The organism is Abyssisolibacter fermentans, assembly GCF_001559865.1.
Lineage (GTDB): Bacteria > Bacillota > Clostridia > Tissierellales > MCWD3 > Abyssisolibacter > Abyssisolibacter fermentans.
Genome location: NZ_LOHE01000033.1, coordinates 1 through 24,057, shown reverse-complemented (window position 1 = coordinate 24,057; position 24,057 = coordinate 1). Strand labels below are relative to the sequence as shown.

At 30.0% G+C, this 24,057-nt stretch carries 21 protein-coding genes, 1 tRNA gene, 1 pseudogene and 2 other annotated features; all 23 genes and pseudogenes read left to right on the top strand.

Going from position 1 to position 24,057, the window contains the following annotated elements; translation table 11 throughout:
* Positions 1-166: 166 nt before the first annotated feature.
* A complete protein-coding gene (gene fusA / locus AYC61_RS02590) occupies positions 167-2,236 on the top strand; it encodes an elongation factor G (RefSeq protein WP_066496505.1) in 2,070 nt (689 codons plus the stop codon).
* 101 nt (positions 2,237-2,337) lie between these two features.
* Complete coding sequence (locus AYC61_RS02585) at positions 2,338-2,772, top strand: GNAT family N-acetyltransferase (protein WP_066496502.1); 435 nt, start codon at positions 2,338-2,340, stop codon at positions 2,770-2,772.
* A gap of 173 nt (positions 2,773-2,945) precedes the next feature.
* Complete coding sequence (locus AYC61_RS02580) at positions 2,946-3,407, top strand: CtsR family transcriptional regulator (protein ID WP_066496489.1); 462 nt, start codon at positions 2,946-2,948, stop codon at positions 3,405-3,407.
* 11 nt (positions 3,408-3,418) lie between these two features.
* Positions 3,419-3,940, top strand: coding sequence for a UvrB/UvrC motif-containing protein (locus AYC61_RS02575; RefSeq protein WP_066496486.1), 522 nt, complete (start codon positions 3,419-3,421; stop codon positions 3,938-3,940).
* 179 nt (positions 3,941-4,119) lie between these two features.
* Positions 4,120-5,145 (top strand): protein arginine kinase, encoded by a 1,026-nt coding sequence (locus AYC61_RS02570; RefSeq protein WP_066496483.1) that lies wholly within the window; start codon positions 4,120-4,122, stop codon positions 5,143-5,145.
* Positions 5,146-5,158: 13 nt separating this feature from the next.
* A complete protein-coding gene (locus AYC61_RS02565; RefSeq protein ID WP_066496480.1) occupies positions 5,159-7,600 on the top strand; it encodes an ATP-dependent Clp protease ATP-binding subunit in 2,442 nt (813 codons plus the stop codon).
* Positions 7,601-7,799: 199 nt separating this feature from the next.
* Positions 7,800-9,167: a DNA repair protein RadA gene (gene radA / locus AYC61_RS02560; RefSeq protein ID WP_066496467.1), complete on the top strand. Its 1,368-nt coding sequence runs from the start codon at positions 7,800-7,802 to the stop codon at positions 9,165-9,167.
* 8 nt (positions 9,168-9,175) lie between these two features.
* Positions 9,176-10,255: a DNA integrity scanning diadenylate cyclase DisA gene (disA, locus tag AYC61_RS02555; RefSeq protein ID WP_066496456.1), complete on the top strand. Its 1,080-nt coding sequence runs from the start codon at positions 9,176-9,178 to the stop codon at positions 10,253-10,255.
* Positions 10,256-10,440: 185 nt separating this feature from the next.
* Positions 10,441-10,917, top strand: coding sequence for a CarD family transcriptional regulator (locus AYC61_RS02550; RefSeq protein ID WP_066496455.1), 477 nt, complete (start codon positions 10,441-10,443; stop codon positions 10,915-10,917).
* A 136-nt stretch (positions 10,918-11,053) separates the two neighbouring features.
* The gene (locus AYC61_RS02545) at positions 11,054-12,163 is read left to right on the top strand and encodes a PIN/TRAM domain-containing protein (protein WP_066496453.1); all 1,110 of its coding nucleotides are present in this window, start codon (positions 11,054-11,056) and stop codon (positions 12,161-12,163) included.
* A 282-nt stretch (positions 12,164-12,445) separates the two neighbouring features.
* Positions 12,446-13,120, top strand: a pseudogene (gene ispD / locus AYC61_RS22330) (2-C-methyl-D-erythritol 4-phosphate cytidylyltransferase); the annotation flags it as partial.
* A 51-nt stretch (positions 13,121-13,171) separates the two neighbouring features.
* Positions 13,172-13,663 carry a 2-C-methyl-D-erythritol 2,4-cyclodiphosphate synthase gene (gene ispF / locus AYC61_RS22325; protein ID WP_202906785.1) on the top strand — a complete coding sequence of 164 codons (492 nt, stop codon included), beginning with the start codon at positions 13,172-13,174 and terminating at the stop codon, positions 13,661-13,663.
* Positions 13,664-13,716: 53 nt separating this feature from the next.
* Positions 13,717-13,930: a binding site (T-box leader), on the top strand.
* 99 nt (positions 13,931-14,029) lie between these two features.
* Positions 14,030-15,745, top strand: coding sequence for a proline--tRNA ligase (locus AYC61_RS02535; protein WP_066496448.1), 1,716 nt, complete (start codon positions 14,030-14,032; stop codon positions 15,743-15,745).
* Positions 15,746-15,824: 79 nt separating this feature from the next.
* Positions 15,825-17,309 (top strand): glutamate--tRNA ligase, encoded by a 1,485-nt coding sequence (gltX, locus tag AYC61_RS02530; RefSeq protein ID WP_066496447.1) that lies wholly within the window; start codon positions 15,825-15,827, stop codon positions 17,307-17,309.
* Positions 17,310-17,364: 55 nt separating this feature from the next.
* Positions 17,365-17,583, top strand: a binding site (T-box leader).
* A gap of 319 nt (positions 17,584-17,902) precedes the next feature.
* Positions 17,903-18,586, top strand: a complete 684-nt coding sequence (gene epsC, locus AYC61_RS02525) for a serine O-acetyltransferase EpsC (protein WP_066496446.1) — start codon at positions 17,903-17,905, stop codon at positions 18,584-18,586.
* Entirely contained in the window at positions 18,573-19,973 is a 1,401-nt protein-coding gene (cysS, locus tag AYC61_RS02520) for a cysteine--tRNA ligase (RefSeq protein ID WP_066496445.1), read from the top strand. Before epsC ends, cysS begins: the two co-directional genes overlap by 14 nt.
* The gene (locus AYC61_RS02515; RefSeq protein WP_066496444.1) at positions 19,955-20,398 is read left to right on the top strand and encodes a Mini-ribonuclease 3; all 444 of its coding nucleotides are present in this window, start codon (positions 19,955-19,957) and stop codon (positions 20,396-20,398) included. Before cysS ends, AYC61_RS02515 begins: the two co-directional genes overlap by 19 nt.
* A 213-nt stretch (positions 20,399-20,611) precedes the next feature.
* Positions 20,612-21,382, top strand: coding sequence for an FAD-dependent thymidylate synthase (thyX, locus tag AYC61_RS02510; RefSeq protein ID WP_066496442.1), 771 nt, complete (start codon positions 20,612-20,614; stop codon positions 21,380-21,382).
* A 290-nt stretch (positions 21,383-21,672) separates the two neighbouring features.
* Positions 21,673-22,410 carry a 23S rRNA (guanosine(2251)-2'-O)-methyltransferase RlmB gene (gene rlmB, locus AYC61_RS02505; RefSeq protein ID WP_066496439.1) on the top strand — a complete coding sequence of 246 codons (738 nt, stop codon included), beginning with the start codon at positions 21,673-21,675 and terminating at the stop codon, positions 22,408-22,410.
* Positions 22,411-22,415: 5 nt separating this feature from the next.
* Positions 22,416-22,952, top strand: a complete 537-nt coding sequence (locus AYC61_RS02500) for an NYN domain-containing protein (RefSeq protein WP_066496430.1) — start codon at positions 22,416-22,418, stop codon at positions 22,950-22,952.
* Between the two features lie 125 nt (positions 22,953-23,077).
* The gene (gene sigH, locus AYC61_RS02495) at positions 23,078-23,701 is read left to right on the top strand and encodes an RNA polymerase sporulation sigma factor SigH (RefSeq protein ID WP_420806801.1); all 624 of its coding nucleotides are present in this window, start codon (positions 23,078-23,080) and stop codon (positions 23,699-23,701) included.
* Between the two features lie 52 nt (positions 23,702-23,753).
* A tRNA-Thr gene (locus AYC61_RS02490) sits at positions 23,754-23,829 on the top strand.
* Between the two features lie 57 nt (positions 23,830-23,886).
* On the top strand, positions 23,887-24,057 hold a 171-nt coding region (locus AYC61_RS20550; RefSeq protein ID WP_242866728.1), incomplete at its 3' end, for a GTP-binding protein.

The following is a 24,057-nucleotide window of genomic DNA, read 5'->3' as shown; positions in this document are numbered from 1 at the left end:
AAATTATCAACAAAAAAGTATAAAAAGAGTTCAATAAAAAAAGGAATTTTACTATTATTATAGAATAATATTATTATTCCATCAAAAAATCAACACTTTATTATAAAGCGGTAAAACATAAAAAAAGGATGTACCAAATATAATGCATATCGAGGGGGAATTATTTATGAAAAATTATGGTGCTGACAAAATAAGAAATGTTGCTTTATTAGGACATGGAGGAAGCGGAAAAACAACATTAACAGAGGCATTGTTATTTTCAATAGGTAGTATAAAGAGAATGGGAAAAGTTGAAGAGGGAACTACAATTTCTGACTATACAAAACAAGAAAAAGATAGACAGGTTTCAATTAGCACATCCTTAATACCAATAGAATGGCAAGAGCATAAATTTAATGTTTTGGATACTCCAGGATATTTTGATTTTATTGGGGAAGTGTATAGTGCATTAAAAGTAGTTAGAGGAGCAGTTATTGTAGTAGATGCTTCAGCAGGTATAGAAGTCGGAACTGAAAAATCATGGAAGTACACTAGAGAAAGAAACTTACCAACTATAATCTTTGTTAATAAAATGGATAAGGAAAACGTAAACATAGACAAGATTATCAATGAATTAAGAGAGAAATTTGGCAAATCAATAGTACCTTTCCAAATGCCAATAGGTTCAGCGGACAATTTCAAAGGATTGGTAAATATAGCAGATATGAAAGCTAAAATCTTTGAAGGAAAAAAAGCTGTGCAGTCAGAAGTTCCAGCTGATATGATGGATCAAGTAAATCCATTTAGAGAGATGTTAGTAGAAGCTGTGGCAGAGAGTAATGATGAACTTTTAGAGAAGTATTTTGAAGGAGAAGAATTTACCATAGAAGAAATTCATAAAGGATTAAGAGAAGGTGTATTACAAGGTAAATTAATTCCTATATTATGTGGTTCATGTTCAAAAGAAATAGGTATGAATGAACTATTGAATCTAATTTATGAATATATGCCTTCACCAGCAGATGAAAAAAAATGTGTAGGTGTTAATCCGAATACAGAAGAAGAAGTAGAAAGAAAAATAGATACTAATGAACCTTTTTCAGCAATGGTTTTTAAAACTATAGCTGACCCTTATGTTGGACAAATTTCATTATTTAAAGTTGTTTCAGGAGAGGTAAAGAAAGACGATGAGGTTTTAAATACTAATAAAGATGAGAAAGAAAAGATGGGTACTATATTTGTTTTAAGAGGTAAAGAGCAAATTGAAATGACAAAGATGACTGCGGGAGATATCGGGGCAGTAGCTAAGCTTAATAATACAAATACTGGAGATACATTATGCTCTAAAGATGCACCTATTAAATTTGATAATATAGAGTTTCCTCAACCAACTTTATTTATGGCTGCTTATCCTGTTAGTAAAGTAGACGAAGATAAAATGGGTCCAGCTTTACAAAGACTAAAAGATGAGGATGTAACATTTTCTGTTAATAGAGACAAGGAAACAAAAGAGTTATTAGTTGGAGGTCAGGGATATAAACAAATAGAAGTTATTAAATCAAAGCTTAAAGATATATTTGGAGTAAATATTGAATTACAAGATCCAAAGATTGCATATAGAGAAACAATAAAAGGTACATCTGATGTACAAGGTAAACACAAGAAACAATCTGGTGGTGCAGGACAATATGGTGATGTATATATTAAATTTGCGCCTTCAAATGAAGTATTTGAATTTGAAGAAAAGATATTTGGTGGTTCTGTACCAAGAAACTATATACCAGCAGTTGAAAAGGGATTAAGAGATTGTGTCAAAAAAGGAGTACTTGCAGGTTATCCTGTTGTTAATATAAAAGCTACATTATATGATGGCTCATATCATCCAGTTGATTCAAATGAAATGGCGTTTAGAATGGCGGCATCAATAGCATTTAAAAAAGGTGTCGAAAAGGCTAAGCCTATTCTGTTAGAGCCAATTATGAAAGTAGCTATCAATATTCCAGAAGAATATATGGGCGATATAATGGGAGATATGAATAAGAGAAGAGGGAAAATACTTGGTATGGAGCAGTTACAAGACGGGAGTCAATTAGTAGCAGCAGAAGCTCCAATGTCAGAAATGTTTAAATATACAATAGATCTTAAGTCCATGACTCAAGCAAGAGGAAGCTTTACAATGGAATTTGAAAGATATGATGAAATTCCTGCTAATCTTAGTGAAAAAATAATAGAGGAAGCAAAAGCAGAAAAAGAATAGTATAGTATAAGCCGTCAAAAATTTGACGGCTTTTTATAAATTTTTAATGTGAATGAATTGGGTTATTTTGGTCTATTAATTACAAATAAAGGGGAGTATATATGAATATTAAATTAGAACCGGTAAATGAGAGTAATTATTGGGCATGTATAGAGATGCCTGAATTAGATTATGTAGCGAGCAATGTGGTGTCTCTTGCTCAAGCTTATGTATATGAAGATTGGTATCCATTCTGTATTTATAATGATGATACATTAGTGGGATTTACCCTATATGCCATTGATCATGAAGATAAAGATGAGTATTGGATGGTTAGATTATACATAGCAAAGGAACATCAAAATAAAGGATATGGCAAAGAAGCAGTAAAGAAATTAATAAAACTTGTTAAAGATAAATATAATTGTAAGAAATTTCATACGAGTACAGAACCAGAAAATAAAAGAGGACTACATGTATATGAAAGCATAGGGTTTAAAAGGACAGGACGAATCGAAGATGAAGAAGAAATATTAGTATATGAGTTTAATGATTAATAATAGTACTATCAAAAGGATTGTCTAAAATCTTTTAGTTTTTAGATAATCCTAAGTTTAAAATGGTGTAATAATATAATTAAAGAATATATTAAAAATGTTTGAAATTTATTGAAATTGGATATAAAATATTATAAAGGTCAAAGAAAGTCAAAGTCGAAAGAGGTGATTTAATGACAAAAATTAGTGATACTATCGAGACTTTCATTAAAGCTTTACTTTCAGAAACAAATAAAAATTCTGTTGAAATACAAAGAAATCATTTAGCACAGAGATTTAACTGTGCCTCGTCGCAAATCAATTATGTACTATCTACACGATTTACTAATGATAGAGGTTATTATATTGAAAGCCGAAGAGGTGGTGGTGGGTATATAAAGATTGTGAAGGTTAATATTAATAATAATAAAAATATTCAAGATGTAATATTAAATAAAATAGGAAACTCAATTACTAAAGACAATGCTTACAGAATTATTGATAATTTAATAGATCAATCAGTAATAACACATAGAGAATGTAACTTGATGAAAGCAATTTTGTGTGACAGAGCTTTAAATATTATGCCTGAGTATAGAAACTACTTAAGAGCAAGCATATTAAAGGAAATGTTATTATCATTATTAAGAGAATAGGAGGTAGTAATATGCTGTGTAGTGAATGTGGAAAAAAGACAGCTACAATACATTTAACCAAGATTATTAACGGAGAAAAAACAGAACTACATTTATGTGAAGATTGTGCTAAGAACAATAAATATTTAGAAGATCATTTTAATGATTCACCGCTATTATTTAATCAATTTTTCACAGGATTAGTAGATAATAATGGTGAAGAGTCTATAAAAAAGAAATATACTGATATTATTCAATGTCCAAGATGTGGTATGACGTACGATCAATTTAGGAAAATAGGTAGGTTTGGTTGTCCCAAGTGTTATGAAACATTTAAATTCAAAATAAAGTCTTTATATAAGAGACTTCATGGACATGAAGAGCATATTGGGAAATTACCTCGCAAATCTAGTGGGAAAATTAAGATTGCTAAAGAAATTGACAAATTGAAAAAAGAATTAGATATAGTAGTGAGTAAAGAAGAATTTGAACAGGCAGTTATTCTAAGAGATAAAATAAAAGAACTTAATCAAAAGCTTGAAGGATGTAAATAGACCTGATTATTCATATAACGTTGAATAATCTGCTGTAAGTTTCTGAATTAGAAGATTTCAGTGAATTCGAAGGCATACCGAGTTGGTACGTCGAGAATTTAATGGATTTTTTCTAAACAGAAGGATACAGTAGAGTATTTAATTTTCTATGAATAATCTGGGAATAGGGTGGTGATTTTATGAGTAAGTGGCTTGAAGGAGAAGGAAGCGATAAAGATATTGTTATAAGTAGCAGAATAAGACTCGCTAGAAATATAAAGGAATATAAATTTCCTCATATGTTAGATGATAATACTTCAAGTGAAATCATAGAAAAAGTTAAAAAATCAGTGGATAATGAAAAAAGAGTTTTTAATGAGTGTAATTTTCATCAGCTAAAGGATATGAATATAATACAAAAAAATTCATATGTGGAAGAACATTTAATTAGTAAAGGGTTAGTCAAAAATAGTGACAAAAGTGCATTTATAATAGATAATGATGAAAAACAAGTAGTAATGGTTAATGAAGAAGATCATATAAGAATACAAGTATTATTGCCTGGATTTAATTTTGAAAGAGCTTGGCAAATATGCAGTTCAATGGATGATGCTATTGAAAAAAATATAAATTACGCATTTGATGAAAGATTAGGTTATTTAACTGCTTGTCCTACTAATGTGGGAACCGGCTTAAGGGTTTCTGCAATGGTTCATTTACCATGCTTGGTTTTGACAAGGCAGATAAACAAAATTTTGCAAGCAGTTTCTCAAATAGGAATTACAATAAGAGGTTTATATGGAGAAGGTACAGATATATCAGGCAATATATTTCAAATTTCAAATCAAATAACTTTAGGAGAAACAGAAGAAGAAATTATTCAAAAGCTTAAAAATATTGTATTGCAAATATTATCAAAGGAAAGAATATCTAGAGAAATGATTTTAAGCAAAGGAAAAATAGCAGTAGAAGACAAAGTTTTTAGGGCATTTGGCGTGTTGAAAAATGCAAGAATTATTAGTTTAAACGAAGCAATGAAGTTGTTATCAGACATTAGAATGGGACACGCAATGGGATTAATTGGTAATATGGACTATTTTACAATTAACAAATTAATGATTGAAGTACAGCCTTTTACTATACAAAAAAATAATTATACAAGCTCAAATCAACATGAAATTAGTATTAAAAGAGCTGATATTTTAAGGAAGGTGTTAAATAAATAGGAGGTGAAATTTCATGGCTTTTTTTGGTAGATTTACAGAAAGAGCACAAAAAGTAATAATCTTAGCACAAGATGAAGCAAGAAGTATGCGGCACAACTATGTAGGGACAGAACATTTATTGTTAGGTTTGCTTAGAGAGAATGAAGGAATTGCTGCTAGGGCATTGGTAAATTTAGGTGTTGATTTAGATAAAATAAGAGAAGAAATCAAACAAAAAATAGGTTATGGAGAAGGCCCAAATGAACTCTTAGGCTTTACTCCACGTGTAAAAAAAGTATTTGAAATGAGTTTCTTAGAAGCAAAGAACTTGGGGCATAATTATGTAGGGACAGAACATTTATTACTGGGACTAATCAGAGAAGGTGAAGGAGTTGCGGGAGCCTTACTTAAATCTTTAGGAATAGATTTAAGCAAGGCTAGACAAGAGGTCATACAAATGTTAAGTAATGCCTACGGAAATAATGAATATAAAAAATCATCAAAGACAAGTATTAAAACACCAACATTAGATAAATATGGTAGAGATTTAAATGAATACGCAAAGGATGGAAAACTAGATCCAGTTATAGGCAGATTTAAAGAGATAGAGAGAGTTATTCAAGTTTTAAGTAGAAGAACGAAGAACAATCCTTGTTTGATAGGCGAGCCAGGAGTTGGAAAAACAGCAATAGCTGAAGGATTAGCACAAGAGATTGTAAATGGGATTGTTCCAGAAATGTTGAGAAACAAAAGAGTTATAACTCTTGATTTAGCATCAATGATTGCAGGAGCAAAATATAGAGGAGAATTTGAAGAAAGATTAAAAAAAGCAATGGAGGAAATCAAAAGTTCTGGAGATGTCATACTATTTATTGACGAAATTCATACTATAATAGGTGCAGGAGCTAGCGAAGGATCGATAGATGCTTCTAATATACTAAAGCCAGCATTAGCTAGAGGAGAATTACAGGCAATAGGAGCTACAACGCTTGATGAGTATAGAAAATATATTGAAAAAGATTCAGCATTAGAGAGAAGGCTTCAACCTATAATGGTAGAAGAGCCATCTGTTGAAGATACTATAAAAATTTTAGAAGGTTTAAGAGATAAATATGAAGCTCATCATACTGTAAAAATAAGTGATGAGGCTATTAAAGCTGCTGCAGAACTGTCATATAGATATATAGCAGATAGGTTTTTGCCAGACAAAGCAATTGATTTAATAGACGAAGCTGCTTCCAGAATCAAAATACAATCAATAACAGTACCCCCTGAGCTTAAAGAATTAGAAGAAAAGCTAAATGAATTGCTCTCAGAAAAAGAAGCATCAGTTAGAATTCAAAATTTTGAAAAAGCTGCAAAATTAAGAGATAGAGAGAAAACTTTAAAAGGTCAAATTGATTTAATGAAATCACAGTGGAAGAATAACAAAAAATCTGAAGATTTAGTTGTTGAATATGATGATATAGCTTATGTAGTTTCCAATTGGACTGGTATACCAGTTATAAAAATGACAGAGGAAGAATCCGAGAGATTATTAAATCTTGAAGAGATTCTGCATAAAAGAGTAATAGGACAAAAGCAAGCTGTTCAGGAAGTATCAAAGGCAGTTAGAAGAGCTAGAGTTGGTTTAAAAGATCCAACAAAGCCTATAGGGTCATTTATATTTTTAGGACCAACTGGTGTAGGTAAAACCGAATTAACTAAAGCATTAGCTGAAAGTTTATTTGGCGAAGAAGATGCTATGATTAGAATAGATATGTCAGAATACATGGAAAAACATTCAGTATCAAAATTAGTTGGCTCTCCACCAGGATATGTAGGATATGAAGAAGCAGGTCAGCTTACTGAAAAAGTTAGAAGAAAGCCTTATAGTGTTATACTATTTGATGAAATAGAAAAAGCACACCCTGATGTATTCAATATATTGTTACAAATCTTAGATGATGGTAGGCTTACTGACTCAAAAGGTAGAGTCGTTGACTTTAAAAATTCAGTTATAATTATGACTTCAAATGTAGGTGCTAGTACAATTAAAAAACAAAAAACTTTAGGATTTGCTGTTAGTGAAAATGAAGAAGAAGCTCAAAAAAATGAATATGAAAAAATGAAAGAAAATGTAATGGATGAACTTAGAAGAACCTTTAGACCAGAATTCTTAAATAGAATAGATGAGGTTATAGTATTCCATTCTTTAAACGAAGATCATATAAATGAGATTGTTAAGCTTATGATAATTGATTTACAAAAAAGATTAGAAAAATTAGATATAAAAATAGAGGTTACTGAGTTAGCAATGAAGCATATAGCTAAAGAAGGCTTTAATCCAGTCTATGGTGCTAGACCTTTAAAAAGATCTGTTAGAAAACTAATAGAAGATAAATTATCTGAAGAAATATTAAAAGGTGATATTGAAAAAAGTGACAATATAGTGATAGACTATAAAGGTGAGGATTTAAAATTTACAACTAAATAAAACAGATAAGGGACTAATTTAAATTTATTTTGAGTTAGTCCTTTTAGGGGTTGTTAAAAAATTTTATTTTGAATTGCTACAAAAGTTTGTGGAATTATATAATTATATTGCTAGACAATGTTTTAGTAAAATATATTTTTGGTACTAAAGGTATAAAATAATATTTAGACATTGAATAGCTTTTGGGAGAGGAATATTAGTGGCGAAAATAAAGAAGAAATTTGTATGTCAAGAATGTGGTTACGAAACTCCAAAATGGATGGGACGTTGTCCGTCATGTAATCAGTGGAACACATTAGTTGAGGAAATTGTTGAAAAAAATAGAGGTTATGAAACAGGTGTAAAAAGTTCAGAAAAAAAACTTAAAAAACTTATGAATGTAAATACTAATGAAGAAGAGAGATTGTCAACAAATATTAACGAACTTAATAGAGTATTAGGAGGAGGAATTGTAAAAGGTTCTTTAATATTAGTGGGAGGAGATCCTGGTATAGGAAAATCAACATTATTACTACAAATGGCTAATAATGTTTCACTATCTAATCAAAAAGTTTTATATGTGTCTGGTGAAGAATCTGATAAACAAATTAAAATAAGGGCAGATAGATTAAAAGTTAATACAGATAACCTATATATTTTAGCAGAAAATAATATTACAATAGTTAATAGCATAGTAAATAAATTAAAACCAAATGTCATAATAATTGATTCTATTCAAACTGTTTATAGTCCAGATATAACATCTGCTCCTGGTAGCGTAAGTCAAGTAAGAGAAGTTACAGCTGAATTAATGAGGGTATCAAAGAATAACGATATTGCAACATTTATTGTGGGACATGTTACAAAATCAGGTGCTATCGCAGGACCGAGAGTGCTTGAGCATATGGTTGATACTGTTTTATATTTTGAAGGTGAAAGACATAATACCTATAGGATGCTGAGGGCAGTTAAGAATAGATTTGGTTCAACAAATGAAATTGGTATTTTTGAAATGAGAAATACAGGATTGACAGAAATTAAAAACCCGTCTGAAGTTCTTCTTTCTGGAAGGCCAGATAATGCATCTGGAACAATTGTAGTACCGTGTGTAGAAGGGACGAGACCAATGCTATTAGAATTGCAATCATTAGTTAGTCCTACAATTTTTGGTATGCCTAGAAGGGTTGCTACTGGCATAGATTATAATAGAGTAGTATTATTAATGGCTGTTTTAGAAAAAAAAGTAGGAATACAGATGCAAAATATGGATATTTATGTTAATATAACAGGTGGGATACAAATAAAAGAAACAGCTGTAGATTTAGGAGTAATTTGTGCTGTGACATCAAGCTTTAAAGATAAGCCAATCAATACAGATACTGTTGTAATTGGCGAAGTTGGCTTAACTGGAGAAATAAGAGCTGTTAGCATGATAGATAAAAGGTTAACTGAAGCAAATAAGCTTGGTTTTAAAAAGGCTATTATTCCACAGGCAAATATAAAGGGGTTAAATCTTGGAAAAGAAAATATCAAAATAGTAGGAGCATCTACTATAAGAGAAGCATTAGAAATAGTTTTTGGAGGTTAAACATAAGTATGACTTATAAAGAGTATGAATATAATGAAATTTACAATTGCATAAAAATGTTAGCACCTGGAACAACTCTAAGAGAAGGATTAGAAAATATATTAAAGGCAAAAACTGGAGCACTAATAGTAATAGGAAATGGAAAAGAGGTTATGGAAGTTGTTCAAGGTGGGTTTAATATTGATTGCGAATTAACACCAGCACAACTATATGAATTAGCAAAAATGGACGGTTCAATAGTTTTAAGTGATGACGTGAAAAGAATATTATATGCAAATGCTCAGTTAACACCAAATCCTGAAATTAATTCTATGGAAACAGGCATAAGACATAGAATAGCAGAAAAAGTTGCTAAACAAACTGGACAATTAGTGATTTCTATTTCACAAAGAAGAAGTATTATAACGTTATATAAAGGTAATTTCAAATTTGTTCTCAATGATGTGAGTAAAATACTAATTAAAGCTAACCAAGCAGTACAAACATTAGAAAAATATAAAGCTGCATTGGTTCAATCAATGAATAATCTTAGTGCTTTAGAATTTGAAGATTTAGTCACAGTTTATGACGTAGTTAAAGTATTACAAAGAACAGAAATGGTTATGAGAATAGTGGTAGAAATAGAAAAATATATCTTTGAATTAGGTAACGAAGGAAGATTATTAAACATGCAGATGGAAGAACTAACAAATGGTGTTTTAGAAGATAGAAAAAATGTAATTAAGGATTATTGTTATACAGAAGAAATGAATACTGTTTCTAATATAAAAGAAAAGATACGACGATTGACTTCTGAAGAGTTGTTAGATTTATCATATATTGCAAGGATTCTAGGTTATCATGATGGATTAAATGCATTAGATGAAAATATATCACCTAAGGGTTATAGAATACTAAGTAAAATTCCTAGATTACCAAATAGTGTTTTACAAAATGTAATAAACGAATTTGGTTCATTACAAAAAATCATAAGATCATCGATATCTCAATTAGATGAAGTAGATGGTATTGGAGAAGTAAGAGCTAAAATGATAAAGGATGGGTTAAGAAGATTTCAAGAGCAATCTATCTTTGATAGACATATGTAAGTGTGAAATATGGTCATAATTATATTTAATGTTAAATATTGAATTTGAATTATTAGTAAATTGAAAAGTAATTAAAAAAACAAATTGACACCAAATATAATATGTGGTAAAATACTAATTTGACAATTAAATCACCTTGCTGTATACTTATGATATAAGTGTTTTCATTGATTGGAGGTTATGCCATGTTTAATATTGGTGATAGGATAGTTTACCCCATGCATGGGGCTGGGATAATTGTAGGTATAGAAGAAAAAGAAGTATTAGGCAAGAAAAGAAAATATTACATCATGAAGATGCCTATGGGTGATATGAAAGTTATGGTTCCTATAGATAGCGTAGAAGATATCGGTATAAGAGAAATTATTAATAATGAAGAAGTAGAACAAGTATTTGCAGTATTATCAGATAATCAATCTAAGATGACTCAAAATTGGAATAGAAGATATAGAGCAAACATGGATAAGATTAAGAGTGGAGACATTTACGAAATAGCTAGCGTTGTCAGAAATTTAATAATTCGAGATAGAGAAAAGGGTTTGTCTACAGGTGAAAGAAAGATGCTTAACAGTGCAAAACAAATGTTGGTTAGTGAGATAGTTTTAGCAAAAGATATTGATGAATTTGAGACAGAAAAAATGATCGAAGAAATGATACAGTAGCGTCTTTGTGGCGCTATTTTATGTTAAAAGTATATTACAATTATCTTAAATAGTTGACATTCAAACAAAAAAAGTGGAAGATATGTTATAAGATTTACTACATTGGGAATAAATAAATATAGGAGGTGATTAAGTAATGGTCAATAAAATAATTAAGGCAATATTGACATTATTAGGTATACCAATAGGACTTGGAATTGTAGCTTTAATAACCGAAGTATTTGACTTTAAGTTTGCACAAAATAATAATTATCTTTTATATATCTATGTTGGAGCTGGGTTAATAGGGGGATTAATTTTATTTTTATCTTCATCAGGTATTATAAGATTATTTAATAGTATTGTAAATAAAGCTGAGGGAGAACTACAAAAAATTCCTGCATCAGATATAATATTAGGGTCTAGTGGTTTAATAGTAGGGCTTATTATAGCATACCTATTGAGTATTCCAGTGTTAAATTTAAGTGTACGTATACCTTATGTAGGTGGAGTATTATCTACTTTATTATACATTTTGTTAGGTTATTTAGGAATGAGTGTGACAACCAAAAAAAGAGAAGATTTTTCGAACATATCTAACATTTTTAAGAAAAACCAAAATAAATCGAAAAATACAGTAGTAGAAAGTCACAGAATAAAGCCAAAAGTATTAGATACCAGTGTAATTATTGATGGAAGAATATCAGATATTTGCGAGACTGGATTTATAGAAGGACCTTTAGTGATACCTGAATTTGTACTAGAAGAACTTAGACACATAGCTGATTCTTCGGATTCTTTAAAGAGGACAAGAGGAAGAAGAGGGCTTGATATATTAAATAAAATACAAAAAGAAATCAACATAGAAGTGATCATACATGATAAAGATTTTGATGATATAGCAGAAGTTGATAGTAAGTTACTAAAACTTGCACAAGTAATTGATGGTAAAGTTGTAACAAATGATTTTAATTTAAATAAAGTTGCAGAGTTTCATGGTGTAGAAGTGTTGAATATTAATGAACTTGCAAATGCTGTTAAACCAGTTGTTTTACCTGGTGAAGAGATGGTCGTAATGGTAGTAAAAGATGGAAAAGAATCTGGGCAAGGAGTTGCGTATTTAGATGACGGAACTATGATAGTAGTAGATAGTGGTAGAAAACATATTGGCGAAACAATAGGAGTAATGGTTACTAGTGTACTTCAAACAGCAGCAGGCAGAATGATATTTGCAAAGCCAAAGTATATGGTAGATAAAGCAGTATAAGATAAAGGGCCTGTCTCAAAATGGCAAATTTCTGCGTTATTGAAATTTACTCATTTTGAAACAGCCCAATGAGACGACTTGGAAAAGCATTTTGAGGAGATGTGTCAAAAAATATGATACATCTCTTTCTGATTTTTTGTATTAGTTAATTAAATAGTAAAAATCGAATTAATATAAATTTCTTTATGTAGCTAAATATACAATAAGATTAGCTTTAAAATTACAGTATTATCATATAGAATTTATATATAAATTCATTTATAATTATGAAGAGGTGATTTTGTGGCATATAGAGATAAATATATTTCTGCCATAATAGTAGCGGCAGGCAGTGGTAAGCGTATGAAAAGTAATATTAGTAAACAATTTATAAAGATAGATAATAAACCAGTTCTCACTCATACAATAGAAAAATTTCAAAACAACGAATTTATTGATGAAATAGTACTTGTATTAAAAGATACTGATGTAGAATATTGCAGAAATAATATAGTAGATAAATACAAGCTAAATAAAATAAAAAAACTTGTAGTAGGTGGTAGAGAAAGGTATAAATCAGTACATGAAGGTTTGAAGAATGTCAGTAAAAAATGTGATATTGTGTTAATTCATGATGGAGCAAGACCGAATGTGTCCCAGGAAATAATACAAAGGAGTATTATGGAAACAATTAAGCATAAAGCTTGCGTTATTGGAGTTCCTGTAATAAATACCATAAAAATAGTGAATGAAAATGGTGAAATTACCAGCACTCCGCAAAGAAAATCTATTTGGAATGCACAAACACCACAATGTTTTGAATACAAACTTATTCTAGATGCCTACAATAAAGCAGTAAACAATGAAATCGAATTTACTGATGATAGTATGCTTATGGAGAAATTAGGACATAAAGTAAAGATGGTTATGGGTGACTATAATAATATAAAAATTACTATTCCACAAGATATAAAATTAATCAAAGCAATTAATGATGATAAAGACTGTGATGGAGGGATGAATTTTAATATGAGAGTAGGTTTGGGTTATGATGTGCATAAGCTTGTAGAGGGAAGAAAGCTTATATTAGGAGGCGTCCAAATAGATCATTCAAAGGGGTTATTGGGTCATTCTGATGCAGATGTCTTGTTACATGCGTTAATGGATAGTATGTTAGGAGCAGTAGGTCTTGGGGACATAGGCAGACATTTTCCTGATACAGACCAGCGGTATAAAGACATATCAAGTCTAGATCTTTTAGAGCATGTATATACGTTATTAAAAGATAAAAATTATGCCGTAGTAAATGTTGATTGTACAGTTTCTGCCCAGAAACCTAAATTGGCTCCATATGTAATCAAAATGAGAGAGAATATAGCAAAAATTATTCATACTTCTGTAGATAGAATAAATATAAAAGCTACTACTACTGAAAAGTTAGGTTTTGAAGGTAGAGAAGAAGGAATGTCAGCACAGGTAATTTGTATGGTAAAAGAAAATAATTTAATAAAAGAAGATTGACAAAAACCCTTTTTTCTAGTAATATTTATTTAATAATTATAAGAGTATATAGATTATAAGCTGTGAGAGGGAATAGTAAGTATTTATGGATTAAAGAGAGAAGACCCTAGGCTGTAAGGTTTTTATCCCAATGAATGCCCAACCTGTCCTTGAGCTTTCAAGTTTAGTAAATATAAAGCTTGAACGGGGTAAGCCGTTATAGAATTAAGAGGACTTGCAATTAATTGTCAAGTAGGGTGGTACCGCGAATAAGACTTCGTCCCTATAAGGGATTGGAGTTTTTTTTATGTTTTTGTTTTTTGTATTCGATACATGATTAATAAAATGCAGGAAAAAATAGAATTATGTTATTAAGGAGGAATTATTATGAGAATGTCTAAAATGTATATGCCAACATTAAGAGAAGTACCTTCAGAGGCAGAATTACCAAGTCATAAATTGTTACTAAGAGCTGGTATGATTAGAAAACTAGTTTCGGGAGTTTATTCGTATTTGCCACTTGGATATAGAGTAATTAGAAAAATTGAAAACATAGTAAGAGAGGAAATGGATGCTTCAGGATCACAGGAAATGCTTCTATCTGCAATTCAACCTGCTGAGTTGTGGAAAGAAACAGGAAGATGGGACGATTTTGGTCCAGAAATGTTTAGATTATATGATAGAAATGAAAGAGAATTCTGTTTAGGACCAACACATGAAGAAATATTTACAGACCTCATAAGAAATGAAGTAAAATCATATAAGCAATTGCCACTTAGTTTATATCAAATTCAGACAAAATACAGAGATGAAAAAAGACCTCGGTTTGGACTTATGAGATGTAGAGAGTTTATAATGAAAGATGCTTATACTTTTGATAAAGATATAGAAGGAATGAAAGAAGCATATCAAATTATGTGGAAAGCTTATGAAAAAATATTTGATAGATGTGGATTAAAATATAAAGTGGTTGAAGGCGATTCAGGAGCTATGGGAGGTAGTGATTCACACGAATTCATAGCTTTAGCAGAAATGGGAGAAAGTGAGATATGTTATTGTGATGAGTGTGACTATGCTGCTACATTTGAAAAAGCTAATTGTGTTTATGAGGTTAAAAATAAAGATGGTGAAACATTATCAAAAGAAAAAGTTCATACACCTAATGTGAAGACAATAGAGCAATTAGTTGAATTTTTTGATACTGAAGCTTATAGTTTTGTAAAAACATTATTATATAAAGCAAAGGATGAAGTAGTAGCAGTATTAATACCTGGAGATAGAGAGCTTAATGAGCTTAAATTATGCCATGCTGTTAATGTAAATGAACATGAATTAGAAATGGCAGATGAAGAGACAGTAAAAGTAATTACAGGAGCAGAAGTAGGTTTTGCAGGTCCAATAGGACTAAAAAAAGATATTAGAGTTTTTGTTGATTCAAGAATTAAACAAATGAAAAATATTATAGTAGGTGCAAATCAAACAGACTACCATTTTAAAAATGTTAATTACGGAATCGATTTCAATGGAGAAATTGTAGATGATTTAATTCTTGTAAGAGAAGGGGATAAATGTCCTAAATGTGGTAGTATATTGAAAAAAGATAGAGGAAATGAGGTAGGCAATATATTCCAACTAGGTACTAAATATAGTGATGGATTAAATGCAACATTCTTAGATGAAAATGGTAAAGAAAGAAAGTTCTATATGGGTTCTCACGGAGTAGGAGTATCAAGAACTTTGGCAGCTGTTATAGAACAATATCATGATGAAAATGGTATTAAATGGCCGCTATCAGTAGCACCTTATCATGTTATTGTAACAATAGTTAATACTAAAGATGGAAAGCAAGTAGAAGTGGGTGAAAAGCTTTATAAACAGCTTTTAGATGAAGGAATTGAAGTAATACTAGATGATAGAAAAGAAAGAGCAGGAGTTAAATTTAAAGATGCAGAACTAATAGGTGTACCATTTAGAGTTACTGTTGGAAGAAACGCAGGAGAAGGTATAGTTGAATTTGTTGCAAGGGAAACAATGCAGAAGGAAGAAATAAAGACAGATGAAGTTTTAAGTATTGTAAAAGAAAAGATGGCTAATATAATTTAGATTGTATTTGACTTATATCTAAGTATAATCTATAATATGGAAATATAGAATTTAATAAATTTGTAACGGAGGTTAATTTATGTCTGATATAAGAGTAAGATTTGCACCTTCACCAACAGGTTATGTTCATATAGGAAGTTTAAGAACTGCATTGTATGATTATATATTTGCAAAACAAAAAGGTGGTAAATATATTTTAAGAATTGAAGATACCGATAGAACAAGATATGTAGATGATGCTATAGAGAATTTGATTAATTCGTTATTATGGGCTGGAATAGAGCATGATGAAGGAGTATTTTTGGAAGATGGTAAAATAGTTCAAAAAGGTGAATACGGTCCGTATATTCAATCAGAAAGATTAGATATATACAAAAAGTATATAGAAATCCTTTTAGAAAAAGGCTTAGCATATTATTGTTTTTGTACAAAAGAAAGATTAGATAGTATTAGAGAAGAACAGAAAAAAGCAGGTTGTTTAAAAGGTTATGACGGACATTGTAGAAATCTTTCTGAAGAAGAGGTTAAGGCAAAACTAGATGCAGGAGAAAGCTATACTATAAGATTAAAAATGCCTGAAGATAAAGAAATAGTTTTTGATGATTTAGTAAGAGGAAAAATTACAATAAATAGTAATGAAGTAGATGATCAGGTGTTAATAAAATCTGATGGATTTCCAACATATCATTTCGCAGTTGTTGTTGATGATTATCTAATGAAAATAACTCATGTAATTAGAGGTGAAGAGTGGATAACATCTACTCCAAAGCATGTTTATATGTTTGAAGCTTTTGGATGGGAAGCACCAAAATATGTTCATTTACCAACAGTACTTAACAATGAAAAGAAAAAGCTTAGCAAGAGACATGGAGATGTAGCTGTTTCAGATTTTAAAGAAAAAGGATATCTGCCAGAAGCACTTGTAAATTATTTAGCACTAGTTGGGTGGTCTCCAGAAAGTAATAAAGAATTCTTTACAGTGGAAGAATTAATAAATGAATTTTCATTCGATAGAGTGTCTAAGACTGGTGGAGTATTCGACAGAGATAAATTAAAATGGGTTAATGCTAATTATATAAGAAATGCAGATGTTGAAAAAATTACAGAATTAGCTATTCCTTATTTGATAAAAGATGGTTATATAAAAGAAGAAGATGTGGAAAGTAAATATGAATGGATAAAAGCATTAGTAGCTTCTATAAAAGATAGGTTGTCATATATTGGAGAAATTGATGAAAAAGCAAAATTCCTATTTGATAATGAGATTAAACCTGAAAACGAAGAAACTTTAGAAGTATTAAAAGGTGAGCAAGTACCAACATTATTGGATGCTTTTAAAGAAGAACTTGACGAATTAGATCAGATAGATGAAGAGTTTTCAAAAAAAATAATGAAAACAATAGGAAAGAAAACAAAAATAAAAGGTAAACAGTTATTTATGCCTGTTAGAGCTGCGTTGAGTGGTCAGTTACATGGACCAGATTTGGATAAAATAATTTACGTTTTAGGGAAACAAAATATATTAAATCGCATAGAATATGTAAAAGATAATTATTTAAATTAAATTTAGTGTTGATATAATGTTAAAAGTCTAGTAAAATATATACAATAAAATAATATAAAAGGTTACGATAAGGTAGAGTATGCATATTAAACTAACAGAGAGAAATCTTTATTAGCTGAGAGAGATTTATGGTCAATGATATGTTGAAGTGCACCTTTGAACCGTTACCTGAAATTTAGTAGGGTTAATCGTTAGCTGCGTTAAAGTAATTAAGTGAGATGCGGATATTTTTGCATCTAATTAGAGTGGAACCACGGTATATATCGCCTCTGAAATTAATATTTCAGAGGTGTTTGTTTTTATTTAAGTAGCGAAGCGAGTAGGAGTTACATTAATCATGGAACCCAAATCTATGATTTGGTGTGAGTCACTTACTCCTAGGAATGAAGTGAGTAGGAGTTACAGTTTGAAAGATTGATATATAGATCAATTATTCATATTAAATGAGTAAAAGGTTTTATATAAAAAAATTAAGGGAGTTTATAAAATGAGTGTATATAGTAAATTGACTATTATATTTCTATATAACAATTTTGGAATTGCTATATGTTGTTAGTATCCTATTTATTCAGAATTAATGAAAAGGAGAGGAAATTTTGCTAACAATAAAAAAAGATATAGAAGCGGTATTTGAAAGAGACCCAGCTGCAAGAAATATACTAGAGGTAATAATTTGTTATTCAGGGCTTCATGCTATTTTTTGGTATAGAATAGCACATGTGTTGTATAAAGCTAGATTGTTATTTATAGCTAGAGTAATATCTCAATTAGGAAAATTGTTAACAGGAGTAGAAATACACCCAGCTGCTAAAATAGGCAGTGGATTTTTCATAGATCATGGAATGGGGATAGTAATAGGTGAAACTACAGAAATAGGCGATAACGTAACTATTTATCAAGGAGTTACTTTAGGAGGGACAGGAAAAGATAAAGGAAAAAGGCATCCTACAATAGAGGATAATGTTGTAGTATGTGCTGGAGCGAAAGTATTAGGTCCTATAACTATTGGTAAAAACTCCAAAATAGGAGCGGGAGCAGTTGTTTTAAAAGAAGTACCACCAAATTGTACAGCTGTAGGAATACCTGCAAGAGTAGTTGTTAAGAATAATAAAAAGATTATATCAATGCATAGGGAATTTGATAATAAGTCAATTGATTTAGAACATGCAAAGCTTCCGGATCCAGTTTTTCTAGAACTGGAGGGAATAAAATATAGAATAGAAGCATTAGAAGAAATGATAGAAGGAGAGGAGATTAAGAAAAATGAAATTATTTAATACTTTAACTAGAAAAAAAGAAGAATTTAAACCTATTAACGAAAACAAGGTAACCATGTATGTATGTGGTCCAACAGTTTATAATTATATTCATGTTGGAAATGCTAGACCATTAGTAGTATTTGATGTAGTAAGGAGATATTTACAACACAAAGGTTATGAAGTTGATTATATAGTTAACTTTACAGATATAGACGACAAACTAATTATCAAGGCAAATGAAGAAAATACAACCGTTAAGGAGATAGCTGAAAAATTTATAGAAGAATATTTAACTGATGCTAGAAATCTTAATGTTAAAGAAGATGAAACAAAGCATCCTAAAGCAACTGAAAATATACAAGATATCATAGAATTCATAAAGGCATTAGAAGAAAAAGATGTAGCTTACAATGTTAATGGTAATGTATATTTTGATGTATCTAAAGTAAAGGATTATGGTAAATTATCAAACAAAAAATTAGAAGAATTAATAGTTGGAGCTAGAATACAGGAAAATACAGAGAAGAGAAATCCAATAGATTTTGCTCTATGGAAGAGTGAAAAGCCTGGTGAACCTTCATGGGATTGCCCTTGGGGAAAAGGAAGACCAGGTTGGCATATTGAATGTTCAGTAATGGCTAAAAAATATCTTGGAGATACTATAGATATACATGCTGGTGGTCAAGATTTAGAATTTCCACATCATGAAAATGAAATTGCACAAACTGAAAGCTTAACTGGGAAAACTTTCTCGAATTATTGGATGCACAATGCTATGATAAACGTGGATGATCAAAAAATGTCAAAATCACTTGATAATTTCTTTACAGTAAGAGTAGTGAGTAAAGAATTTGATTTAGAAGTATTAAGATATTTCTTATTGTCCAGCCATTATAGAAGTCAAGTTAACTTTAGTAGAGATATAATGAATGCATCACGAAATGCTTTGGATAGATTGTATAATGGTAAAAATAACTTAAAGTATTTACTTGATGTTGCAGCAGATAGAGAAATGGATGAAAATGAATTAAAAATTAGCAAAGATTTAGAGGATTTTAAAGAAAAATTTATTAAGAGTATGGATGATGATATAAATACTGCAGATGCTATATCTGTGTTATTTGAAATAGTTAAATTATCAAATGCTAATTTATCAGCAAAATCAAGCAAGATGTTAATTCAAAAAGCATATAACCAGTTAATGGAACTAAGCAATATATTAGGTTTATTATATAAAGAAAATGATATAATTGAAGATGAGATATTAAAATTAATAGAGGAAAGAAATGCTGCAAGAAAAAATAAAGATTATGCATTAGCAGATAAAATAAGAGATGATTTAAAAGAAAAAGGAATTGTATTAGAAGACACATCAGAGGGAGTAAAATGGAAGAAAATAAATTAAATTCAAATGCAAAACTAAGAAAGAAAAAATATAGCCATATTGAAATAAATATGGCTTCTCCTTTACAATTAGCATATGTAGGAGATGCAGTTTATGAAGTTTTAGTCAGAACATATTTATTAGAAACTATGAAGATGTCTGTTAATGAATTACACAAAGAAGCAATTAAATTTGTAAAAGCTAATGCACAATCAAATATTGTTCATTTCTTGAAGGATGATTTAACAGAAGAAGAAAATTCTATAATTAAAAAAGGAAGAAATGCAAAATCAGCAACAACTCCTAAAAATGCTAATATTACAGATTATAGATATGCTACAGGTTTTGAAACTTTGATAGGTTATTTATATTTAACAGATAATATTGAGCGAATTAATCAAATTTTTGATATAATAATAAGAAAATATAACAATAAGAAAATATAACAAGGCACAAGATACAAGATAACCCCAATCTCTATAGGTGACGAGTATCGATTAGATTTAACAGGCGGTGTGAATTTTGCGCCTTGTTGAAACGGTGTGTTGCAATTACTACGTAATTGCTTCCGTTGTTATAAAGAACAAAATATTTTATGAATTATTATGTTGAAACAAGTATCAAAACTTGTAATATTTATATTTGGAAGGAGTATTAAAATGAAGAGTGAATTAAAGGTAACATTAATTAGACATACACCAGATGTTGAAAAACTTATAGCTTCAGCTGCTAAGCTTTGCTATTCTCAAGTGGGAATTGATAGTATTGAGGAAGGATTAACAGTAGAAAGTACTGATAAATTTTTGGACAGGCTAATGAGCATGGGTCATGAATCTCCAATAGAACATGCTGTATTTACATTTGGAGTAGAAGGTGTGAGTAGGGTTTTAACACATCAATTAGTAAGACATAGAATTGCTTCATATTCACAGCAATCTCAAAGATACGTAAAATTAGAACAATTTGAATATGTAATACCTCCAGCTATAGAAGAAGATGAAGAAGCTAAAGCATTATTTGTGAAAGCTATGGAGGAAGATCAAAAATACTATAATCAAATAACAAAAAAGCTATTTGAAAAGAATTATAAAAAATATATAGCTAAAGGATATTCAGAAAAAAAAGCCAAGATGATGGCAGAAAAAACTTCTATAGAAGATGCAAGGTATGTATTTCCTAATGCCTGTGAAACTAAAATCGTATTTACAATGAATGCTAGAACATTATTTAATTTCTTTAATCATAGATGTTGTAATAGAGCTCAATGGGAAATTAGGCAGTTAGCTACCGAAATGTTAAGGCAAGTAAAAGCAGTTGCACCAACTCTATTTAAATACTGTGGTCCTAGCTGTATAAACGATCCATGTCCTGAGGGAAATATGACATGCGGTCATATACAAGAAGTTAGAGAAAAATTCAAGAATTTATAGTTATTATTTTTAAATATCATAAAATAGGTCAAAATAGTGATATCAGTAAGTGTAAGTTAGATTAATATAATAATAATGTAAACGAATACAAAGTTGTTAATATTAATCTAGCTGAAGCTTTACTTAATCATAAGTAATATAAATAAAATCTATGATATTAATCAGAGAACTAAAATCTATTATTTTAATAAATCGCATACTCATTCTTAAATGAGTTTTTGATTTATGGTTACTCTAAGAATAAAATAATAATATAAATCATTTACAGATATTTAAAGGAGTGAAATAATTTGAAACCTCAAGGATTTATAGCAGGTAGGAATCCAGTTGTAGAAGCAATAAAATCAAATAGAACTATAGATAAAATATTGATATTAAAAGGGATACATCATGGTGTTATTAATGAAATAAAAAAACTTGCAAATGAAAAAAATATAATTGTACAATACGTTCCAAAGAGCAAACTGGATTCTATTGTGGAAAATTGTAATCATCAAGGAGTAATAGCATATATTGCTGCTCATAACTATTATAGCGTTGATGATATTTTGCAATATGCAAAAGAAAAACAAGAAGACCCCTTTATAATTATACTAGATGAAATAGAAGACCCACATAATTTAGGAGCTATAATGAGAACTGTAGAATGTGCAGGAGCTCATGGTGTAATAATACCAAAGCGAAGATCAGTAGGTTTAACAGCTACTGTTGCAAAAGCTTCAAGTGGAGCTATGGAATATGTTAAAGTAGCTAAGGTTACCAATATTGTTGATACTATTGGTTATCTAAAAGATCAAGGAATATGGGTCTATGGTGCAGACATGGATGGTGAAAATTACTATTATGATACTAAGCTAGATGGTCCACTTGCTGTTGTAATAGGTAGTGAAGGAAAAGGTATGAAAAGATTAGTAAAAGAAAGTTGTGATTTTATTGTTAAGATACCAATGAAAGGGAAAGTAACATCACTCAATGCGTCAGTTGCAGCAGGAATTTTTATTTATGAGATAAGAAGGCAACGTGGATAAGGGTTATGGCTAAAAAAAAGAAAGTATATAAAGAATATCTTTTTGTCGATGGTTATAATATTATAAATGCATGGTCAGAATTAAGAGAATTAAATAAATTAAATCTAGCAGTAGGAAGAAATAAACTAATAGAAATTATGGCCGAATATCAATCTTTTACAGGTATTAAAGTGATAATTGTTTTTGATGCTCATTTAGTAAAAGGTAATACAGGTAAAAAAGAGACATTTTTAGATATTGATATTGTTTACACAAAGGAGCATGAGACGGCTGATAGCTATATTGAAAAATCAGTATCTAAACTAATACGTAACAAAAAGGTAAGAGTGGCCACATCTGATTGGGCTGAACAACAAATAATACTAGGTAGGGGAGCTACAAGAATTTCTGCAAGAGAATTAGAAATTGAATCAAAAAGAGTTAAAAATAATATTTCAAAAAAGAAAGAAAAACTTAAAGAAACAAATAATAGAGATACAATTGAAGACATAATTGAATCAGACATAGTTAAGAAGCTCCAAAAACTAAGGCAAGATATGTAAATAGCTTGACTTACATAGTTTGCTACTATATAATAAATTTATGAACTTTGGTAATAAACTTGGAGGCGATGTTAGTGGGGCTTATTGCAACAAATGAAATTTCTAGTCTTGATAAATCTTCTGACATCTATGGAGAAGAATTCAACGTTATGACGGATGAAGAAATAGTTGAATACGCAAAAGATGGAGATAATGAAGCTTTAGAATATTTAATTAAGAAATATAAGAATTTTGTAAAATCAAAAGCTAGGTCATATTTTTTGATTGGTGCTGATAAAGAGGATATTATACAAGAAGGAATGATAGGATTATATAAAGCAATAAGAGATTTCAAGCAGGACAAGCTTAGTTCATTTAGAGCATTTGCTGAGTTGTGTATAACAAGACAGATAATTACAGCTATAAAAACAGCGACAAGGCAGAAGCACATACCACTTAATTCTTATATATCTCTTAATAAACCTATATATGATGAAGAATCTGACAGGACACTTATGGATGTTTTATCAGGAGTAAAAATAACTGATCCTGAGGAATTGATTATCAGTAGGGAAGAGTTAAATAATATTGAAAACAAAATTGGGGAAATTTTAAGTGGTCTAGAATGGGAAGTTTTGACTTCATACCTACAAGGAAAATCATACCAAGAAATTGCAGTAGAGCTGGACAGACATGTTAAATCTATTGATAATGCATTACAGAGAGTTAAAAGAAAATTAGAAAGATATCTTGAAATTAAAGATATTTAACAATTTCTAATATAACATTTTTGAAAAAATGGTATTTAACAATTAACAAAATGCCCATGTAGCTCAGTAGGTAGAGCACTTGCATGGTAAGCAAGAGGTCATCGGTTCAATCCCGGTCATGGGCTCCAAAAGTGAATACCCAGTAAAGTTTTCATTACTTAATAAAAAGTATAAGGAGGATGAAAATGGCAAAAGCAAAATTTGAAAGAAATAAGCCACATGTTAACATTGGAACAATAGGTCACGTAGACCATGGTAAAACAACATTAACAGCAGCTATAACAAAAGTTTTAAATGAAAGACTTGGAACTGGAGAATCAGTAGCATTTGATAACATAGATAAAGCTCCAGAAGAA

Bases quoted from the DNA above. Each gene is read 5' to 3' on its own strand.
- fusA (WP_066496505.1), top strand. From the start codon at position 167: ATGAAAAATTATGGTGCTGACAAAATAAGAAATGTTGCTTTATTAGGA.
- AYC61_RS02585 (WP_066496502.1), top strand. From the start codon at position 2,338: ATGAATATTAAATTAGAACCGGTAAATGAGAGTAATTATTGGGCATGT.
- AYC61_RS02580 (WP_066496489.1), top strand. From the start codon at position 2,946: ATGACAAAAATTAGTGATACTATCGAGACTTTCATTAAAGCTTTACTT.
- AYC61_RS02575 (WP_066496486.1), top strand. From the start codon at position 3,419: ATGCTGTGTAGTGAATGTGGAAAAAAGACAGCTACAATACATTTAACC.
- AYC61_RS02570 (WP_066496483.1), top strand. From the start codon at position 4,120: ATGAGTAAGTGGCTTGAAGGAGAAGGAAGCGATAAAGATATTGTTATA.
- AYC61_RS02565 (WP_066496480.1), top strand. From the start codon at position 5,159: ATGGCTTTTTTTGGTAGATTTACAGAAAGAGCACAAAAAGTAATAATC.
- disA (WP_066496456.1), top strand. From the start codon at position 9,176: ATGACTTATAAAGAGTATGAATATAATGAAATTTACAATTGCATAAAA.
- AYC61_RS02550 (WP_066496455.1), top strand. From the start codon at position 10,441: ATGTTTAATATTGGTGATAGGATAGTTTACCCCATGCATGGGGCTGGG.
- AYC61_RS02545 (WP_066496453.1), top strand. From the start codon at position 11,054: ATGGTCAATAAAATAATTAAGGCAATATTGACATTATTAGGTATACCA.
- ispF (WP_202906785.1), top strand. From the start codon at position 13,172: ATGAGAGTAGGTTTGGGTTATGATGTGCATAAGCTTGTAGAGGGAAGA.
- AYC61_RS02535 (WP_066496448.1), top strand. From the start codon at position 14,030: ATGAGAATGTCTAAAATGTATATGCCAACATTAAGAGAAGTACCTTCA.
- gltX (WP_066496447.1), top strand. From the start codon at position 15,825: ATGTCTGATATAAGAGTAAGATTTGCACCTTCACCAACAGGTTATGTT.
- cysS (WP_066496445.1), top strand. From the start codon at position 18,573: ATGAAATTATTTAATACTTTAACTAGAAAAAAAGAAGAATTTAAACCT.
- AYC61_RS02515 (WP_066496444.1), top strand. From the start codon at position 19,955: ATGGAAGAAAATAAATTAAATTCAAATGCAAAACTAAGAAAGAAAAAA.
- thyX (WP_066496442.1), top strand. From the start codon at position 20,612: ATGAAGAGTGAATTAAAGGTAACATTAATTAGACATACACCAGATGTT.
- AYC61_RS02500 (WP_066496430.1), top strand. From the start codon at position 22,416: ATGGCTAAAAAAAAGAAAGTATATAAAGAATATCTTTTTGTCGATGGT.